Origin of the sequence: Staphylococcus sp. GDY8P67P (assembly GCF_017892545.1) — a bacterium.
GTDB classification, from domain to species: domain Bacteria; phylum Bacillota; class Bacilli; order Staphylococcales; family Staphylococcaceae; genus Staphylococcus; species Staphylococcus ureilyticus.
Genome location: NZ_JAESLH010000032.1, coordinates 106,542 through 126,922, shown reverse-complemented (window position 1 = coordinate 126,922; position 20,381 = coordinate 106,542). Strand labels below are relative to the sequence as shown.

Genomic DNA, 20,381 nt, shown 5'->3' with positions numbered 1-20,381 from the left:
AGGAGTCTGGACTTGACTCAAATATAAATAATGAAAGTGCAAATAAAACTTTCATTATCGTTAATATTTTATTTACTAGCTTCTTTGACATGTGTTCACATCACTTTTCTATATTCATATAACATTTAAAATATAGCACAATTTTTATTTTTTATAAATAATTTTTATACGAGTTAAATATTACAATATTGTTAGACCACACACTCAGTTACAAAAAATATACACATACTTTCATTTTATATGCACAACAATAAAAAGTATCTTAATATATCAATTCACTTAACAACGTGTCATTCCACTTCGGTTATGATAATAGGCTGAGACAATTAATTTGTCCCAGCCTCTGTCGTACATTATTTATAATTTAACTTTTACGAATTTCTTCATCAGAAGTAATTTCATATTCTCCTGCATCATCACCATAATATTTGTTATAACGACGTTTGTACATTGTATATAAATGTGAAACTAGTACTTTCAATATTGCATAAGCAGGAATACCTAAAATGACACCGACAACACCTAATAAATTACCTGCACTTAATAAGATAAATATAATTGTAAGTGGGTGAATTTTCAATGTTTTACCCATGATATTTGGAGAAATAAAATGCCCTTCAATAAATTGGACAGCCGTCCAAACTATCACTAACTTCAACAACATAATTGGTGAAGTAATTAAAGCAATAATAATTGCTGGTGATATCGCAATCGTTGGACCAATATATGGAACAACACTAGTAACTGCAGCTATTGAAGCTAAAATTAAACTGTAGTCTAAACCGATGATACTATATCCGATAAATAATAATATACCAATACAAAACGATACAATAATTTGTCCTTGGATATAAGAACCAACTTGTAGACTCATTTTATCTAACAAATCATGAAAGTCTTTTCTAAATTTAGGGGGCATTAAGTTTGTTGAAAACTCTTTGAAGCGGTGCCCATCTTTTAACATAAAGAATAAAACAAATGGTGTTGTAGCAATTACCACACCAACATTCACTAATGCTTCAGCAAAATTTTTAACTTTAGAACCAAAACCATTAAAGTAATCAGACACCATTGAAGGTAATTTTTTAGCCAATGAATCTAATTGATCTTGAATTTGACCATAAAAATTAGAAATTAAAGAGTATTTCGTTACACTATCTATAAATTTATTAACCTTATCTACATAGTACGGGAAGTTATTTCCAAAACTTTTAAACTGAGCACCAATTACAGGTATTAATAAATTAATTGCTAGCGCAATAACACCAATAATGACTAAGAATAATATGATTACACCCCAAAGTCTTGAAATATTATACCGTTCCATCAAATTAACTAATGGGTTAAATAGATAATATAATATAATCGATACAATAATCGGTGCTACAATTGTATTAAAAACAATTATAAATGGTTTAAAAATATAAGAAACTTGATCAAATATGAAAATAGCACAGCCAATAAATATTAATATGAGCAAAGCAAAAACTAAATCTTTGCCACCTAAAAATTTCATAAAGCGTGTTTCAGGGAAACTTAGTTTTAATCTATTTTTCTTAGATGTCGTTTCTTGTTTTAAATTATCTTCATTTGACATAACATCACCAAACCTTATTTTTCAAAATATATTGCTTATTTAGCGCATAGCAAAAAATGATGCCCTTTGTAATACAATACATAACGTTCAATATTTAAAATAACTAATGTTAATCATAACACAATGACCATTTACCAAACATATATTTTGCCATGTTTTATTAAAAATTAACTAAATATCCATAATAACAGCAACGAACAATATGTATTAATACGATATAAGTATATTATACTAAAATATAAAAATGTATATTAAAAAGCAGTAATATAAAATCAAATGTTTATCATCCATTTTATATTACTGCTTATATATGAATTATTATTAAAGAAACTATGATAATGATGTTGAAGAAAATTCAAATCTTTGCATTAATGTTTAAATACAATTATTTCTTCTTCATTCCCCAACTCTCAATACCAAACAAGTTAATTTCTAACTCTTCAGGTTTAAATACAGGTTTTTTGCCAGCTTTACGTTGACGTTGGTAATCATTCATAACTGCAAAAGCAATGTTAGATAAACCAATAATAGCAACTAAGTTAACGATGGCCATTAGACCCATAAACACATCTGCTGTACTCCATACCGTTTCAGTTTTCACAACAGCACCGACGAAGACAAGTACAACAACTAAACATCTGAAAATAAATAATACTGTTTTATTTTCCCATAAAAATTCCATGTTCGATTGACCATAGTAGTAATTACCAATAACCGAAGAAAATGCAAATAAAGTGATAGCAATCGTTAAGAAAATACCGCCTGCACTACCTAAGTGTTCATTTAAAGCTGATTGTGTAACTGCAACGCCTTGTGCTGCATTCTCTCCAAATTCTAATCCTGTATATAATAAAATCATGATCGCCGTTGCTGTACATACTAGCATCGTATCAAAAAATACGCCCAATGATTGGATTAAACCTTGTTTAACTGGATGTGGCGCTGCAGCAGTAGCAGCAGCATTTGGCGCAGAACCCATACCAGCTTCGTTTGAGAACAAGCCACGTTTTATACCTTGCAGAACGGCTGCTCCAATCGCGCCTCCCGTTGCTTGTTCAAATCCAAATGCATTTTTAATTATAGTTGCAATCATCGGTATGATTTGATCATAGTTAAATATTAATATTACAGCAACTAATCCTATATATATAATTGCCATCACAGGTACAATAATCGAAGATAATGTTGCAATACTTCTTACCCCACCAAATATAATAATAGCAGTAATAATAGCTAAGATTACACCCGTTATAATAGGACTTACATTATATTGCGTTTTTAATGATTCAGCTATCGTGTTTGATTGTACTGTATTAAAAACAAATGCAAATGTCACTGTGATTAGCACCGCAAACACAATGCCTAACCATTTTTGATTGAGTCCCTTAGTTATGTAATAAGCTGGTCCTCCACGATAACCACCTTCTTCATCAGGTACCTTGTACACTTGCGCAAGCGTTGCTTCAATAAATGCACTGGCTGCTCCGATAAAAGCAATAATCCACATCCAGAATACTGCACCAGGACCGCCTAATACAATTGCTGTCGCAACACCGGCTATATTACCTGTGCCAACACGAGAACCTGCACTAATCGCGAATGCTTGGAATGGTGAAATACCTTTTTTCCCATTTTCTAACGTTTCAGGTTTTTCTCCAATTGCTCGAAACATTTCCGGTATCCATCTTAATTGTACGAACTTAGATCCAATAGTAAAAAATATACCTGCTGTGATTAATAGTCCAATTAAGTATTGTGACCAGATTAAATCATTCCCGACTTGAACAAATGCTTTGAACCAATCCGGAATCAAACTATCAAAATTGCTCAATTTAATCCCTCTCATCTATACAATTTAATTTTCATAGTAAAATCAAGAGATTTATAGTCGCATTCATGTTTATAAACAAAATTCAATGCTTATGTAGACATGAAAATGAATGAATCAGTTCAGTATTAAACATTACGCCTTGCACTAAACTTTTTCACATTACTATAAATCTCTTGCTTCATTTTTGTTACACCTTATAGGTATTTTATCATTATATTGTTGTATTTACTAACAAAATTTTAAAATTAAAGTTATTTAACAATCATACTAACAACGTCGCCAAACTCTTTAACATCTACTACAAAGCTGCCATTAGTATATTGTTCTGATAAATGAATATCTTTAATATTGCCACTTTCTTCATGTTGTTTTGAATATATTGTATAAATCGTATGATCTGGCTGCACAACGTTAGCTGCTACGATGCGATGCGGTGATTTTTTAAGCTCTTTTAATAAAGTAATACCACGTTGTGCACGTTTGGCATTTTGTAAAATATTGAATCCTATGCGTTTTAATGAACCTCGTTGTGTTGCCATCAAGATCGTATTTTTTTCATTAACGATTTGGGTTAAGACAACAAAGTCTTCACTTTTAAGGTTAATCGATTTAACACCAGCGGCTCTAAGTCCTGTATCTGATAACTCTTCACTACTGTAAGTTAATGACATACCTTTGTGTGTTAAAACGGTAATCGCTTGTGGTTCATCTAATCTCATTACATTTATCACTTCATCATTATCTTTTAGCTTCATAGAAACAAGTGGTTTGTTATATCTTGATGTTTTAAACATAGAGACATTGCTTTTCTTAATCATGCCATTGCGCGTAGCTAAAATATAAAATGCGTCTGGTCTAAAATCATTTTCACAGTAAACATCGATAACATGCTCGCCTTCATCAATGGGTACAATCTGTGATACATGCTGTCCTAAATCTTTCCACTTAATCTCTGAAAGTTTATGAACTGGAATATAAAGATGTCTGCCTTTATTCGTAAATACTAATGCTGTGTCTAATGTATTGACTTCTTGATATTTGAGCATTGCATCGCCATCTTTCACACCTAGCTCCTCTACACCACTTGCATTAAAGCTACGTAACGATGTTCGTTTAATGTAACCATGTTTCGTAATACTCATAATCACATTTTCACTTGGCACCATAACTTCTTTATCAATCTTAATTTCACTGATTTCAGCTTCTATAGAAGATAAACGTTGTTGTTTATATTTATTTTTAATTTCGCTCAATTCTTCCTTAATAACATTTAACAAAGCATCATGATTATCTAATATATTTTTTAAATGTGCAATTTTAGCTTTTAATTCATCATGTTCTTCTTGTAGTTGTACAATATCTGTATTTGTCAGACGATATAACTGCAACGTAACTATCGCCTCAGCTTGTGCTTCTGTAAAATCAAACTCAGAAACTAAATTATCTTTAGCATCTTTTTTATTTTTTGAATTTCTAATGAGCTTAATAACTTCATCTAAAATTGACAAAGCCTTCATGAGACCTTCTACAATATGCATTCTACTCTCTGCATTATCCAATTCAAAACGTGTACGCTTTGTAACTACATCAATTTGATGATTGAGATAACTGTCTATAAATTGACGAATACCCATAAGAAGCGGTCGACCATCACTTATTGCTACCATATTAAAATTATATGCCACTTGTAAGTCTGTATTTTTATATAAATAATTAGCAACCGCTTCGCTATTAACATCTTTCTTTAATTCGATGGCAATACGTAACCCTGTACGGTCAGTTTCATCACGTACTTCTACAATACCATCTACTTTTTTATCTGCTCGCAGTTCATCCATCTTTTTAACAAGTGCACTTTTATTAACTTCATAAGGTAATTCAGTAACGATGAGTTCTTTTCTACCATTTCTTAATTCTTCAACATCAACTTTAGAGCGCACAACAATTTTACCTTTTCCGGTTTCATACGCTTTCTTAATACCGTCTATTCCTTGAATAATACCACCAGTAGGAAAATCAGGACCTTTGATATACTTCATCAACTGGCTTACTGTGATATTTGGGTTATCTATATACTTCAATGTTGCTTGAATAACTTCAGCGAGATTATGCGGTGGTATATCCGTAGCATAACCTGAAGATATGCCTGTACTTCCATTAATTAACAAATGTGGCAGTCTAGCTGGTAAAACCATAGGTTCCATTGTCGTATCATCGTAGTTAGGCATAAATGGCACTGTTTCTTTATTAATATCTCTTAATAGCTCTTCTGAAATTCTGCTTAATTTCGCTTCTGTATAACGCATAGCTGCTGCTGGATCGTTATCGATACTACCATTATTACCTTGCATTTCTATCAAAACATGTCGCAATTTCCAGTCCTGACTTAATCGAACCATCGCATCATATACAGATAAATCACCATGCGGATGATATTGTCCGATGACATCACCGACTGTTTTTGCACTTTTACGGAAATTTTTATCAAATGTATTACCACTAGCATACATAGCGTATAAAATACGTCTTTGAACAGGTTTAAGCCCATCACGAACATCTGGTAATGCACGCTCTTGAATGATGTATTTACTATATCTACCAAATCGGTCGCCAATAACATCTTCCAGCGACAAATCTTGAATTATTTCACTCAATTCATTTCCTCCTCATCAGAATAATCCTGTTCTAGTATTTGAATTTCATTGTTATCCAGAATACTTTGATCTTCTTGAAGACCAAATTCAACGTGGTTTTCAATCCACTCACGTCTAGGAGCTACTTTGTCTCCCATTAAAGTTGTTACGCGTTTCGATGAACGTAACTCATCATCAACTTGTACTCGAATCAACGTTCTTGTATCTGGGTTCATCGTTGTTTCCCATAATTGATCAGCGTTCATTTCACCTAAACCTTTATAGCGCTGTAAACTAAATCCTTTACCTAATTTTTTTTGTAATTTTTCTAATTCTTCATCTGTCCATGCATATTCTATTTTCTTAGAAGCACCTTTACCTTTTTCCAGTTTGTATAATGGCGGTAAGGCTATAAATACTCTTCCTGCTTCTACTAAAGGTTTCATATATTTAAAGAAAAATGTTAGTAAAAGCACTTGAATGTGCGCACCATCAGTATCAGCATCTGTCATTATAATGACGCGGTTATAATTGCTATCTTCTAATTTAAATTCATTACCTACACCTGCACCTATTGTGTGGATAATCGTGTTAATCTCTTCATTTTTAAAAATATCTTCTAAACGTGCTTTTTCAGTGTTTATAACTTTACCTCTTAATGGTAAAATCGCTTGATATTTGCGGTCACGTCCCAATTTTGCAGAACCGCCAGCTGAATCACCCTCAACTAAATACAGTTCTTTTTTCTCTGTATTCTTACTTTGTGCAGGTGTTAATTTTCCTGATAACAACGTATCTTTTCGTTTATTTTTCTTACCAGATCGCGCATCTTCTCTTGCTTTACGTGCTGCCTCTCTTGCTTGCTGGGCTTTTAATGCTTTTTTAACGAGTGCTTTTGACAATTGTCCTTTTTCTTCTAAATAATAAGGTAATTTTTCAGATACAACAGAATCTACTGCACTTCTCGCTTCAGGCGTGCCTAACTTAGACTTAGTTTGTCCTTCAAATTGTAATAATTCTTCTGGAATACGAATAGAAATAATCGCTGTCAAACCTTCACGTATATCATTACCATCTAGATTCTTATCTTTTTCTTTCAATTCATTAATACGTCTAGCATAGTCATTAAATACTCTCGTCATGGCTGTTTTAAAGCCAACTTCATGCGTACCGCCATCTTTAGTACGTACATTATTGACAAAACTTAAGATACTCTCCGAATATTGATCATTATATTGAAATGCGACCTCTACTTCTATTCCATTAGCAGTTCCAACAAAATTTGCTACATCATGTAACACTTCTTTACCTTCATTTACATAACTTACAAATTCTTTAATGCCATCTTCATAGTGGAATACATCTTCTCTTTCTTTACCAGACCTTAAATCCTTAAGCGTAATTCTAAGATTTTTAAGCAAAAATGCTGATTCTTGTAAACGTTCGCTTAGCACGTCATAGTTAAAAGAGGTTGCTGATTTGAAAATTTCAGCATCTGGTTTAAAGGTAACTTTAGTACCTGTTTTTTTAGTTTTCCCTAGTTTTTCTAGGCCTGTAGCTGGTATACCACCTTGACTGAATCGTTGTTTATAAATAGCGCCATCTCTGTAAATTTCTACTTCTAACCATTCACTTAATGCGTTTACGACTGATGCACCTACACCATGTAAACCTCCTGAAGTTTTATATCCACCTTGTCCAAATTTACCGCCTGCATGAAGTACTGTAAATATTACTTGAACAGTTGGTTTGCCCGATGTATGAATACCAGTCGGCATCCCACGTCCATCATCTTCTATAGTAATACTTTCATCTTTATTTATTGTAACTGCTATTTCATTACCAAAGCCGTTTAATACTTCATCGACGGAATTATCGACAACTTCATACACTAAATGATGTAATCCTCTTTTATCGGTAGAACCAATATACATACCAGGTCTTTTTCTAACGGCTTCTAGCCCTTCCAAAACCTGAATGGAATCATCCGAATAATTATTTTGTTTGTTCATTGCCAATCGTTTCGCCCTCCTACAAACGTACGTTCGTTTTTAAAACTATACATTAGTTATTCTTATATAAATCTTGATAAATTGCAAGTATCAAATTATATTTGAACCGTGTTTTACTACAGTTATAAATTTTTGTTCGTCTAACCGTGGTCATATGTGGTAAAATAATTTTAATGTCATTAAAGGATGTGGATTATGTATGGTGATGATAATAATCATGTTAATTTTAAGTTATCTCATTGGTGCTTTCCCAAGTGGCTATGTAATAGGTAAATTATTTTTCAAAAAAGATATTAGACAATTTGGTAGTGGGAATACAGGAGCAACAAATAGTTTTAGAGTGTTAGGTAAACCTGCAGGATTCCTAGTTACATTTTTAGATATATTTAAAGGATTTATTGTTGTATTCTTACCACTTTGGTTACCAGTACATGCAGATGGTGCTATTAGTACATTTTTCACAAATGGACTCATCGTAGGCGCATTTGCAATTCTAGGTCATGTGTATCCAATTTACCTTGGATTTAAAGGTGGAAAAGCAGTTGCCACAAGTGCAGGTGTGATACTTGGAATCAATCCTCTACTATTACTCATTTTAGCAGCGATTTTCTTTGGCATACTTTATTTAACAAAGTATGTATCACTTTCGAGTATCATAGCATCAATCTGTTGTGTTATCGGTGCGCTGTTAATTCGTGATTATATCTTATTAGTCGTGAGTTTCGGTGTAGGCGTCTTATTAATATTTAGACATCGAACAAATATCGTGAGGATTTTTAAAGGCGAAGAGCCAAAAATTAAATGGATGTAACTATTACAAAAGTCACTAGCAATCAATAAAAAATAGCAAACATTGCTCAGTCTGAGATATTCTTATGTCTCAACTATTGAAAAGTAGATATGAATATTTGGCTAATAGAAAACGACAACACAAAAACTTGTTTATTAGCCAGCTTTCCAACATAGTGAAACAGAAATCTTTAACACAGACTTCTGTTTCACTATTTTTTTATTCACTAAAATAACAATATACACTTCAGAATATTATAATACTCTTAATTATGTCACACTAATTCACAACATTATTAAAAATTCCTTCCCTCAACCTAAAACATATTGAACAATTTGAATTTAAAGAAAATAATACTTAATTATGTTATACTACTTTTATTGTTACTCAAATTTGGGTAATAGATATAGTACTAATTTAAAAATTAGTAACCAATGGTCACAAGTTTAAAACTTGTGAAATGAGAGGGGACTTTTATTATGGATATAAAACTTTCAGATAACGCTGTATCTTGGTTTAAAGATGAACTTGATTTACCTGAAGATAACAAAGTCTTACAATTTTTCGTTCGCTATGGTGGAGAATTCCAATTAAAACAAGGATTTAGCCCTGCATTCAGTGTTGATCAAAAAGATGATGTAGAAATTGGTTACGAAAATCATTTTGACGGCTTAGATGTAGTAATTGCAGAAAAAGACTTATGGTATTTTGAAGACCATGATTTATTCATAGACGTCAATGATAGTGTCGATGAAATTTCATATTCTGCTAAATAATAATAGAACTCAATTCACATAACACAATTGATCATTCATATATAAATATATACTTAAAAAGAGCCTGGTTCCATTCCAGGCTCTTTTTATTTATCATTTTGATAATCTTGTGTACATTTCAAAAACACATTGCAAATCAATCATTGTATATAAATACATACGCATACACTTAATTATGCATTTATACATTTAACTACAACTATATTAAAGTATGCCATTTTTCACTTCAAATGTTTCTCCTGCTTGATTTCTTTTATCTACATCGGCATACATTGCATGCCATTCAGGAAAATATCTATCCAATCTAATAGGCTTAAAGTTATCCTTTCTAATACAAGTCAAAACAGTTGAACCAGTAGTCGCTAAATCACCTACTTCGTTATATACTTCATAACGATAGATTGATCTTAAACGCGTATATTTTTCAACCCATGTCTTAATTTTCACAGTTTCAGGATACTGTATTGTTTTTATATACTTAATATCTAAATCTGTAACCGGTGAAATAATACCAGATTCTTCCATAGCTTTATAGCTAAAACCTAATTTTGATATATAATCTGTACGTGCAACCTCAAACCATGTTGGGTAATTACCGTGATAAATCACACCCATTTGATCCGTTTCTGCATAACGTGAAGGAATTTCTGTAATACTATAAATCATTATAAACGTCCTCTTTTCAATTGTTCGTAGTACTTATATATAAATATTAACATAAAAAAGAATGCAGGGCAGAAATCACATTTTAAAATTCGTGGCTTATAGACTCACCGAGCTAAAGATAAAACGCTAACGTTTAAAAAATCTATTCAACGTTCGCAAATTAAAATAAAGGCTGAGACACAAAATATTGTCTCAGCCTTAACTATATTCATAATGCACAGTTAATTTGCTAATTTATTTCTTAATACTAATTGTAAAATACCGCCATTACGATAGTAATCAATTTCTACATGTGAGTCGAAACGTGCAACTGCTTCGAAGTCAATAACTTCTCCATTCTCTTTTTCAGCAGTTACTTTTACTAAATCATGTGGTTTTACACTTTCATCGATATCTACTGAAATCGTTTCTGTACCATCTAAGCCTAAACTATCAGCAGATTCGCCATCTTTAAACTGTAAAGGTAACACACCCATCATAACTAAGTTAGAACGGTGAATACGTTCATAACTCTGAGCGATTACAGTTTTAACACCTAGTAAATTTGTACCTTTAGCTGCCCAGTCACGAGAAGAGCCCATTCCGTAATCATTACCAGCTAATACTACTAAACCAGTGCCATCTTCTTTATATTTCATCGCTGCATCATATATAGGCATTTGTTCACCGGTAGGCCAATAAGTTGTGAAACCACCTTCTGTACCTGGCGCTAATTGGTTTTTAATACGAATATTAGCAAAAGTACCACGAACCATTACCTCATGGTTACCACGGCGAGAACCATAAGAGTTAAATTGACGAATAGGTACATCATGATCTAATAAATATTTACCTGCTGGTGTATCTTTACCGATAGCACCTGCTGGAGAAATATGGTCAGTCGTAACTGAATCTCCAAATTTACCCATAATACGTAAATTATTTAATGATTTAATATCATCAGGTTCTTTAGATAAGTTTTGGAAGAATGATGGATTTTGAATATAAGTTGACTCTGGATCGAAATCATATAACGGTTGGTCTGTTACATCGATTTCATTCCACATTTCATTATTATTATAAACAGTTTCATATTCTTCTTTAAACAATTCAGGAGTAACAACACTGTCTACAGTATCTGCGACTTCTTTAATTGTTGGCCAAATATCTTTCAAGTAGATATCTTCTCCATTTTTACCTTTACCTAAAGGTTCATTTTGTAAATCAATATCGACTGTACCTGCAAGTGCGTATGCAACTACTAATTGAGGTGATGCTAAATAGTTCGCTTTTACTAATGGATGAATACGTCCTTCAAAGTTACGGTTACCTGATAAAACAGAAGTCACAAGTAAATCTTCTTCAGCAATCGCTTTTTCGATTTCTTCTAATAATGGGCCTGAGTTACCGATACATGTCGTACAACCATAACCTACTAAATTAAATCCTAAGTCATCTAAATATTCTTGCAGACCAGAATCTCTTAAATAACCAGTAACAACTTTAGAACCTGGCGCTAACGATGTTTTAACATATTCAGGTACTTTCAAGCCTTTTTCTACTGCATTCTTAGCTACCAAACCGGCACCTAACATAACATATGGATTTGACGTATTTGTACAAGATGTAATTGCTGCAATAGCAAGGTCACCTGTAGTCATTTGTGTTTTAGAACCATCTTTAAATTCAATTGTTGCTGTTTTATCAAATTCACTCTCATCAAAACCATGACCTTGGTTTCCAGCTGGTGCAGTAACAGATTTTTCAAATTCTTCTTTCATATCACTTAAGAAGATTAAATCTTGTGGACGTTTCGGACCTGAAAGTGAAGCTTCAACTGTAGCTAAGTCTAATTCAACAACGTCTGTATAATCTGGTTCATCTTTATCAGCAGTAAAGAACATATTGTTTTCTTCTAAATATGTTTTAACTAATTCAATTTGTTCGTCTGAACGCCCAGTTAAACGTAAATATTTTAAAGATTCTTCATCTACAGGGAAGAAGCCACAAGTTGCACCATATTCAGGCGCCATATTTGCAATTGTAGCTCTATCTGCTAATGGTAGATGTTCTACACCTGGACCAAAGAACTCAACAAATTTACCAACAACGCCTTTTTTACGTAATTCTTGTGTTACACGTAATGCTAAATCTGTTGCAGTAGCACCTTGAGGTAACGCATTGGATAATCTAACACCAATCACTTCAGGAATTGGGAAGTATGAAGGTTGACCAAGCATACCAGCTTCGGCTTCAATACCACCTACACCCCAACCTAATACACCTAGACCATTAATCATAGTTGTATGTGAGTCAGTACCTACTAAAGTATCTGGAAAAGCAACTGTTTCTCCGTCTACTTCACGTGCGTGAACAACGTTTGCTAAGTACTCTAAGTTAACTTGGTGTACAATACCAGTTGCTGGTGGAACTGCACTATAGTTATCAAATGCTTTAGTAGCCCAATTTAAGAATTGATAACGTTCATAGTTTCTTTCAAATTCTAATTTCATATTTCTTTCTAGTGCGTCTGGATTCGCATAGCTATCTACTTGAACTGAGTGATCGATAACTAAATCTACTGGCACTTCAGGGTTGATTTTGTTTAAGTCTCCCCCAACATCATTCATAGCTTTACGTAATGACGCTAGGTCAACAACTGCAGGTACACCAGTGAAATCTTGTAAAATAACACGAGATGGTTTGAAAGGTACTTCACCTTCTGTACCTTTATTGAATTCTGACAATGCTTTGATGTGCTCTTCAGAAATAACAAATCCATCTTCTTGTCTCAATTCAGATTCTAGTAAAACTCTAATCGAATATGGTAATTTGGATATCTTTGTTAAACCTTGTTCTTCTAAAGTTTTTAAATCATAGTATGTGTATGATTTCCCATTTAGCTCGAATGACTTTTTCGCTTGCTCTTTTAAATTAGAAGCCATATAAATCCCCCTTGAAAATTTTAGTAATTATATGCCGTTAATTAAATTGTATAATTATATGTAACTTAAAACAACTACCTACCATTATAAACCTCTATAATTTAGATTTGAATTTACAATCAGTATGTATAAGCAAAACTTATCGTGAGTGTATCGTGTAATAAGTTATTATTATTAATTGAGAATCATTATCATTAATTTAGAGCAATTAGTATATATACAAAAAACTGAGAGCCTATGTTGGCCCTCAGTTTTTAAGACTATTTTTCAGATTTTTCAGCGTCTCTTAACGGCGCTCTTCTATTAATTATATCATCTTCAAAATCTTCTTGTTGATATTGTACATAATCTTGTAATCTGTGTTTGTTAGGCGTTAAAGTTAAGCCTAAGAATTTACGTTCCTTATTTGCATCCTTGTAGAAAGAAATCATCATCATTATAACTACAAAGGAGAATGGTAACGCACTAATTATCGCAGCACTTTGAATTGCATTCAACGCATCTGCACCATTTCCTCCACCTGCAAATAGTAATACGAAAGCAATTAATGACTGAGCAATACCCCAAGTCACTTTAACAACATTTGAAGGTTCTAATGAACCAAATGTCGTTTGCATACCTAATACAAATGTTGCAGAGTCGGCAGATGTAATAAAGAATGATGCAATGAGTACTAGTGCTATCAACGACAATATAATTCCAAATGGTATTTCATTAAACACACCAAATAGTTGTGTTTCTGCAGTCATATTAAATAGTTCTGGATTTTTCTTACCAGTTTCAATACCTAATACACCAAATACGCTGAACCATACAAAACTTACTAAAGCAGGTACTAAAAGTACACCAGCAATAAATTCACGTACTGAACGACCTTTAGAAACACGTGCTATAAAGATACCTACGAATGGACTCCAACTTAACCACCAGCCCCAATAGTAAAGTGTCCAGCTAGACATCCATTCACGTTTTTGTGGGTTTTGAGCTGCTGTATCAAAAGTATTAAATAGGAATGAATTTAATAAACTACCTGTTGAACTTGTCATCATATTTAATATCAACACAGTTGGTCCAATAATTAAAACTGCAATCATTAAGACCGCACCCAAGCTAATATTTAAATTACTTAAGTATTGGATACCTCTACTTAAACCTGACCATGCACTCATAATAAATAGAATCGTAACGATCACAATAATGATTGCTTGTACCCAAATAGTATTTGGTACACCAAATAGGTAATTCAAACCACCATTGATTTGTAGTGCACCCATACCTAACGAAACAGCTACACCGACAACTGTTGCAAATACTGCTAACACGTCAATGATCGTTCCAATTGGACCTTCTACTTTATTGCCTAAGATAGGGCGTAACGTTCTTGAGATAAGTCCTGGTTCTCCTTTTCTAAACTGAGCGTAAGCAAGTGCTAATGCAACCACACCATAAATAGACCACGCATGGAATCCCCAATGGAAAAACGTAGAACGTAATGCTTCAGTATATGCTGCAGTAGTTTTAGGTTCCGCATTTGGCGGTGCAGCAAAATCTGCCATAGGTTCAGCAGCACCGTAGAACACAAGTCCTATCCCCATACCAGCACTGAATAGCATCGCAAACCAAGATATCGTATTAAACTCTGGTTTATCATTTGGTTTACCGAGCTTTAATTTTCCAATAGGACTAAAAATTAGGAAAATACAGAAGAAAACAATAAACGTCGTAAGAATTAAGTAATACCAACCCAATTTATCTGTAATCCATAGCTTAATTGTGTTAGTAACATTGTCAAATTGTTCTGGAACAATTGCCCCGATTAAAACAACGATACCAACAATAATCGCACTATAAATAAATACTGGGGATATCTTCTTACCGTTTGGTTGATTTTCAGAAGAATTCACAATTAATTACTCCCTTTCATATTCATATTAAATTTTAAATCTAAATAGAAATTTGCAAAAATAAATTTATTTCTATTTTTTAGTTTAACCATTCATAAGAATAACAAACATCTATGTTAATATCAAATTCACTTTTAAAAAGTATTTTCATAATTTAATAAATATTGTATAATAACATTTATATTAAATATATTTAATTAAGAGAGGTTAATAATATGCTACAAGAATTTAAAGATTTTGCATTGAAAGGGAATGTCTTAGATTTAGCAGTAGCTGTAGTTATGGGTGCAGCTTTCAACAAAATTGTAACAGCTTTGGTATCATATATTATCATGCCATTAATCGGTTTAATCTTCGGTACCGTTGATTTTGCCAAAAGTTGGTCCTTCATGGGTATCAAATATGGTATGTTTGTACAATCGATTATTGACTTTATTATTATTGCATTCGCACTATTTATATTTGTTAAAATTGCAAATACATTGATTAAACAAGAAGAAGAAGAAATTGAAGAAAACACAGTACTATTAACAGAAATTCGTGATTTATTACGTGACAAACAATAAACGTTAACACGATCTATTATTTAGTACGCTCGTATTTTTGTAAGAAATTAGGATGAAATTCCTTAAACTATAATCCCGCAAATGAATTTTCAACATTCATTTACGGGATTATTTTGTGATTTGGACATTCTACCTTTAATTCATAAGACGAGCTAACTTGTTGCTATTTCCTTTTTATAATAAGACTCTTTGTTACAAATACTTCACCCCTAGTTTTAAATTTAGCGCTATTTGTCTAAGCTATTCTCAATAAAAAACAAGGCTTTTGCATATTATTAATAGATGATTAAACTAAACTTATAACCTAAATCAACATATCATCCATGTATAAACTTCCATTAAGTTTATTTTAAAATGAAATTATTTAAATAAGTATCATCAAATAACCATCTTCAATGCCCTTATATACCTATTTCTTTAAGATTAAAAACAGTGAATTACTGTTCATAAAGCAATTCACTGTTTTTATGCTTTTATTGTTTTATAAACTTTGTTTTACTTTGGTATTGTTCTGTCTGCACTTCTAAAATAAGTGGAATACGTTGCTTTAATTCACTAACATGAGAAATAATTCCAACCATTCTTCCAGAAGATTTTAAACTAAGTAGTGTATCCAAAGCAGTTTCTAAGGTCTCCTGATCTAAAGTACCAAATCCTTCGTCTATAAACATCGAATCTAATGCAATGCCACCAGATTCCTGTTGTACTACTTCACTCAGACCTAAAGCCAGCGCTAAGGATGCCTGGAAGGTTTCTCCTCCTGATAACGAAGTAATATGTCTTTTCTTATTAGAGTGCGAATCAAATACATCTATTTCTAAGCCACTATACCCTTTTGAAGTTTGTTCCCTTCTAACTAATTGATACCTTTCACCTGTCATCAATGATAAGCGTTGGTTCGCATGCGCAAGTATGCGTTCTAAATAATAAATTAAAACAAAATTTTCTAAAGTTAATTTTTGTTCATTTTTCCCAGATAAAACTTCTGCTAATTGAAAAACTTCTTGTTGTTCTTGTAGTTCTTTTTCTAAATGATTTATAATAGCATAAATATTATCAATTTTCTTGTTGTTAAACTCAAGTTTATAATTATGTTCACTTAACACCGCTTTGGCATGATCTAGTTGTATTTTTTTCTGTTCATAATCTTTTTTTAATTGATTAATATCACGTAATTCTTGGTCGTTAATTTCTGTTTCCAGCTGTTTGATGATAATCTCAAATTGTTGTTTCTCTTGATTAAATTTGTTGATTTCTGCTTCTATTTTCGTTTTATTAGGAATTTCATTAATCGTGTGTTCTACATCTTTTAATGATGTAAAGCCAATTCTATTCATTTCATTGTTGATTTTATGGTCCGCTTCTTTAATATCCTTTTGCAAACTCTTTTCAGTATTGTCAAGATGTGTTTTGTTATTCATTTCAAGTGACAATGCGTTTTTAGATTCTTGAAGTTGCTGTACTAACCATTCATATTGCTTTTGATAATCATTCACTTTCACTAATGAATTGTCATAAGCAGTAATAAATTTATCCACGTCTGTATATTGTGTTGTATTTTCAAAATCATTTATCATCAATGTATTTTCATCTAATTTGAATTGTTGCGTTTTTAAATCCAATTCTAACTCATGTGCTTTCTGCCTTAGATTAAAAATTTTCTCTTGAAGGTTTCTAATTACTTCATTTTCCTCTTCTAGCAATCTTTTTTCTTTTAATAAGTTATCTTTAGTTAATTCTAGCTCAGTATAATTTGTTTTTTCTAAATCATCTAAGTTAAATCTATGTAACTGTTCTGAAATGTGATGCCACTCACTTTCATATTTAATTTTTTGCTCTTTTAATTTTAGACGTTGTTGTTCTATATGATCAAGCTGACTATGTCTTTTGGTAAGTTCATCAAAATCTATATGATGTTCAATTTCATGAATTTCATTGCCACAAAGTGGGCAAGTATCACCTATAGCTAGCACTGATTGTAACTTAGATATCATATCTTGTTTATTATTTAAATCTATATTAGTTTTATCGATTGCTTCATATTTAGCGTCTAATGCACGCATTTCAGAATTAATAAGTTCAGTTTGGTTTGTTATGTTAGTTTGTCGCTTTTGCAAGTCTTGATATTCGTTTTTATTCAACTCATTTTGTTTGTTAACCTTAATTTCATAATCCAACTGATGTATTTTTTCATTAAGTTGTTCATTTCTTTTATAATCTGGTTCTCTGTCATTTAATTTTTCAATATATTGATTAAGTAGTTGTTTTTGTTGCTCATACGTTGATTTTAACTCGACATATGTGTAATTTAAATTTTCTCTTTGTTGATATATATCTTTATACTTATCAAATTTATTGTAAAATATTTTAGAATTTTCTATAAATGATTTCGATTTCTCTATTGTTTCAGATAGTTTCTGATGTTTTTCAAATTGTTTCTCGTAGTCTTCTAATTGTCTTTGTAAATTTGAAATGACTGCTTTTGTTTCTGTTTTATCTTTTTTTATCTCTTCGTGCTTTTTTAAAAGTTTCTCTTTTGAATCAAGTAAATTAGAAAGTGGTCTTACCTCAGTGATCTCATTTAATAGTTTTATTTGATTTTTTATATGATTTTCATTGGATAACAAAGCTTCTTGCTTTTGTTTATTTTGTTCAAGGCTTGTCATAGCATCTTGAAGTTTTAAATTACGATTTAATAAATTTTCAGCTTGCTCAAATTTTTCAATACTTCTTTTTTCAGCTGCTAATAAATCATTTTGAATAGATTCACCTATGCTTTTGAATTGTGGTATTAATGCTTTAATTTTATCAGTTTGTCTTGAACTAACTTCTTTATATTCTTTTAACACGGTATCATCAAAAGTATCCAAATCCATCCAATCCGTTTCAAGTGTATGATATCGCTTTTCAATATTCGCCCTTACCTCTTTAACATCATCATTTAACAATTTTTGTATTTCTTCAAATCTTTGACTATTAAACAATGTTCTTAGTATTTCTTGTTTTTCTATACTTTTAGATAATAAGAAACGTTTAAATTCACCCTGAGGAAGGATAAATAATTGTCTAAACTGTTCCGAATTAACTCCAAGTAACGATCTAATAAATTGATTTCCAGCATTCACTTTACTTTCACGTAATTCATATGTATCTTCAAGTTGATAAATTGAAAGTTGTCCAAGTGTTTTATTTTTATTGCCTTCTTTTACAAATGCACCTTGTCGATTAATTTTATAAATACTATCTCTCAATTTAAACTCGAACTCAACGACCATTGGTAATTTAGCATCTGCAAAGTGACTACGTAAATCCCCTTCGTTTCTATCTTTTGTCGATGCTTCACCAAATAAAGCGAACACAATAGCATCAAATATCATCGTTTTCCCTGATCCCGTTTTTCCGCTAATTAAAAACAATTGATCATTGTTTACTTGTTGAAAATCAATTGTTTCATCTAAAAAAGGGCCGAAATTAGTTAATTTTAAAGTTAAAGGTCTCATTTAGTCTGATCTCCTTCAAGTAAATGATTTAATACTTTACCAATTTTATTATTTTGAACGCTCGTTAATGTTTCATCCGTCATATTTTCAAAAAATTTATTAATGATTGTTTTATCATCTAATTTTTGTATTTCTATATTTTCATGATGTAACGGGGTATTAAATTCAAACGAACTATTGGTAAGTGACAACGTGTTTGGATAAATTTGTTTCAAATGCATCATAGGATCACTAACATGTGACATGTGTTTTAGCTTAAAATGTAAATAATTGTTTTTATCTTTTATGTCTAATTTTTCTTGGATAGCATCTTCATAGTCTCCTTCAATGACTTCTAATTGCCTTAAAGGTGTTAATGGTTTAAATTTATTTTTTAATTTATGATCTATCACTTCAATTACCCTATAACCTTTAGGTTGTGTAGCTTCTGAAAAAGAATATTGTAATAAAGAACCACTATAATGAATAACATTCGAATTTATACTAAATGGATGATGTAAATGGCCTAACAATACTGCATCAAATTGCTGGAATGAATTTTCTGCAACTGATTCAACAGTGCCAATTGTCAATGCTCTTTCAGATTCGCTGCGAATACCTCCTTGGACTGTGAGATGACCTACCAACATATTCACTTTATTTTCATTTATATTCTGCGTTATAAATTCTATTGATTTATTCACGGCTTGTTGATGCGTTTCAATCGTTTTATCATTAAAAAAATAACTTGTTTCATTCACAGTAGAAAATGGTAATGTATAAAAATCAATATTTCCAATCGAAATAGGATAACACATATCTTCTAATGAGGTTCTAATATAAAGTTGAGATTTTTCAAACCACTTCGAGCCATAATTTAACCGTTCTTTACTGTCGTGATTTCCACTTATAATCACTAAAGGAATGTTCATTTCTAAATTTAACGTATTAATTGTATTTTCTAATAACTGAATTGCTGCTTTGTTCGGATAACTTGTATCGTATAAATCACCTGCTATTACGATTACGTCTGGTTTTTCGTCGTTCATTTTATCTATAAATTGGTTTAATATATGTGATTGGTCTTCCAGTAAAGATTTTCCATTCAAAATCCTACCTAAATGCCAATCAGCTGTATGTATAATTTTCATTCTATCACTCCTAATAGAACATCCGTTCGATTTTATGATATAATACTCCAAC

Annotated in this window: 12 protein-coding genes; 3 read left to right on the top strand and 9 right to left on the bottom strand. The window is 31.7% G+C overall.

Annotation, left to right across the window (positions count from 1 at the left end; translation table 11 throughout):
- Positions 1–364: 364 nt before the first annotated feature.
- The 4 genes from KA833_RS13105 to parE form a co-directional block, all read right to left on the bottom strand.
- The gene (locus KA833_RS13105; RefSeq protein ID WP_064208996.1) at positions 365–1,597 is read right to left on the bottom strand and encodes an AI-2E family transporter; all 1,233 of its coding nucleotides are present in this window, start codon (positions 1,595–1,597) and stop codon (positions 365–367) included.
- Between the two features lie 385 nt (positions 1,598–1,982).
- On the bottom strand, positions 1,983–3,428 hold the full coding sequence (gene alsT / locus KA833_RS13100; protein ID WP_046208551.1) for a glutamine transporter AlsT: 1,446 nt from the start codon (positions 3,426–3,428) through the stop codon (positions 1,983–1,985).
- A gap of 251 nt (positions 3,429–3,679) precedes the next feature.
- Entirely contained in the window at positions 3,680–6,082 is a 2,403-nt protein-coding gene (gene parC / locus KA833_RS13095) for a DNA topoisomerase IV subunit A (protein WP_046208552.1), read from the bottom strand.
- Positions 6,079–8,073, bottom strand: coding sequence for a DNA topoisomerase IV subunit B (gene parE / locus KA833_RS13090; RefSeq protein WP_164987281.1), 1,995 nt, complete (start codon positions 8,071–8,073; stop codon positions 6,079–6,081). Before parE ends, parC begins: the two co-directional genes overlap by 4 nt.
- A gap of 202 nt (positions 8,074–8,275) precedes the next feature.
- On the opposite strand from parE, the gene plsY reads away from it, so the two are divergent.
- Together plsY and KA833_RS13080 are read left to right on the top strand one after the other, a co-directional pair.
- The gene (gene plsY, locus KA833_RS13085; protein ID WP_046208729.1) at positions 8,276–8,884 is read left to right on the top strand and encodes a glycerol-3-phosphate 1-O-acyltransferase PlsY; all 609 of its coding nucleotides are present in this window, start codon (positions 8,276–8,278) and stop codon (positions 8,882–8,884) included.
- Between the two features lie 458 nt (positions 8,885–9,342).
- A complete protein-coding gene (locus tag KA833_RS13080) occupies positions 9,343–9,639 on the top strand; it encodes a HesB/YadR/YfhF family protein (protein ID WP_046208554.1) in 297 nt (98 codons plus the stop codon).
- 204 nt (positions 9,640–9,843) lie between these two features.
- On the opposite strand, the gene menI is transcribed toward KA833_RS13080, so the two are convergent.
- From menI to KA833_RS13065, 3 genes are all read right to left on the bottom strand, one after another.
- Positions 9,844–10,305, bottom strand: a complete 462-nt coding sequence (menI, locus tag KA833_RS13075) for a 1,4-dihydroxy-2-naphthoyl-CoA hydrolase MenI (RefSeq protein ID WP_046208555.1) — start codon at positions 10,303–10,305, stop codon at positions 9,844–9,846.
- 221 nt (positions 10,306–10,526) lie between these two features.
- A complete protein-coding gene (gene acnA, locus KA833_RS13070; protein ID WP_046208556.1) occupies positions 10,527–13,229 on the bottom strand; it encodes an aconitate hydratase AcnA in 2,703 nt (900 codons plus the stop codon).
- A 260-nt stretch (positions 13,230–13,489) separates the two neighbouring features.
- Positions 13,490–15,133, bottom strand: coding sequence for a BCCT family transporter (locus KA833_RS13065; RefSeq protein WP_371090931.1), 1,644 nt, complete (start codon positions 15,131–15,133; stop codon positions 13,490–13,492).
- A gap of 215 nt (positions 15,134–15,348) precedes the next feature.
- Between KA833_RS13065 and mscL the strand changes: the two genes are divergently transcribed.
- A complete protein-coding gene (gene mscL / locus KA833_RS13060; protein WP_046208558.1) occupies positions 15,349–15,699 on the top strand; it encodes a large conductance mechanosensitive channel protein MscL in 351 nt (116 codons plus the stop codon).
- A gap of 473 nt (positions 15,700–16,172) precedes the next feature.
- Here mscL and sbcC read toward each other — a convergent pair whose 3' ends face one another.
- Both sbcC and sbcD read right to left on the bottom strand, forming a co-directional pair.
- The gene (sbcC, locus tag KA833_RS13055; RefSeq protein WP_210128529.1) at positions 16,173–19,199 is read right to left on the bottom strand and encodes an exonuclease subunit SbcC; all 3,027 of its coding nucleotides are present in this window, start codon (positions 19,197–19,199) and stop codon (positions 16,173–16,175) included.
- Positions 19,196–20,329 carry an exonuclease subunit SbcD gene (sbcD, locus tag KA833_RS13050; RefSeq protein WP_046208560.1) on the bottom strand — a complete coding sequence of 378 codons (1,134 nt, stop codon included), beginning with the start codon at positions 20,327–20,329 and terminating at the stop codon, positions 19,196–19,198. The genes sbcC and sbcD overlap by 4 nt, the downstream gene beginning before the upstream one ends.
- Positions 20,330–20,381: the final 52 nt, after the last annotated feature.

What these genes read in the sequence shown, in the direction of transcription:
- KA833_RS13105 (WP_064208996.1), bottom strand. Translation starts at nt 1,597, where the DNA reads ATGTCAAATGAAGATAATTTAAAACAAGAAACGACATCTAAGAAAAAT.
- parE (WP_164987281.1), bottom strand. Translation starts at nt 8,073, where the DNA reads ATGAACAAACAAAATAATTATTCGGATGATTCCATTCAGGTTTTGGAA.
- KA833_RS13080 (WP_046208554.1), top strand. Translation starts at nt 9,343, where the DNA reads ATGGATATAAAACTTTCAGATAACGCTGTATCTTGGTTTAAAGATGAA.
- menI (WP_046208555.1), bottom strand. Translation starts at nt 10,305, where the DNA reads ATGATTTATAGTATTACAGAAATTCCTTCACGTTATGCAGAAACGGAT.
- acnA (WP_046208556.1), bottom strand. Translation starts at nt 13,229, where the DNA reads ATGGCTTCTAATTTAAAAGAGCAAGCGAAAAAGTCATTCGAGCTAAAT.
- mscL (WP_046208558.1), top strand. Translation starts at nt 15,349, where the DNA reads ATGCTACAAGAATTTAAAGATTTTGCATTGAAAGGGAATGTCTTAGAT.
- sbcC (WP_210128529.1), bottom strand. Translation starts at nt 19,199, where the DNA reads ATGAGACCTTTAACTTTAAAATTAACTAATTTCGGCCCTTTTTTAGAT.
- sbcD (WP_046208560.1), bottom strand. Translation starts at nt 20,329, where the DNA reads ATGAAAATTATACATACAGCTGATTGGCATTTAGGTAGGATTTTGAAT.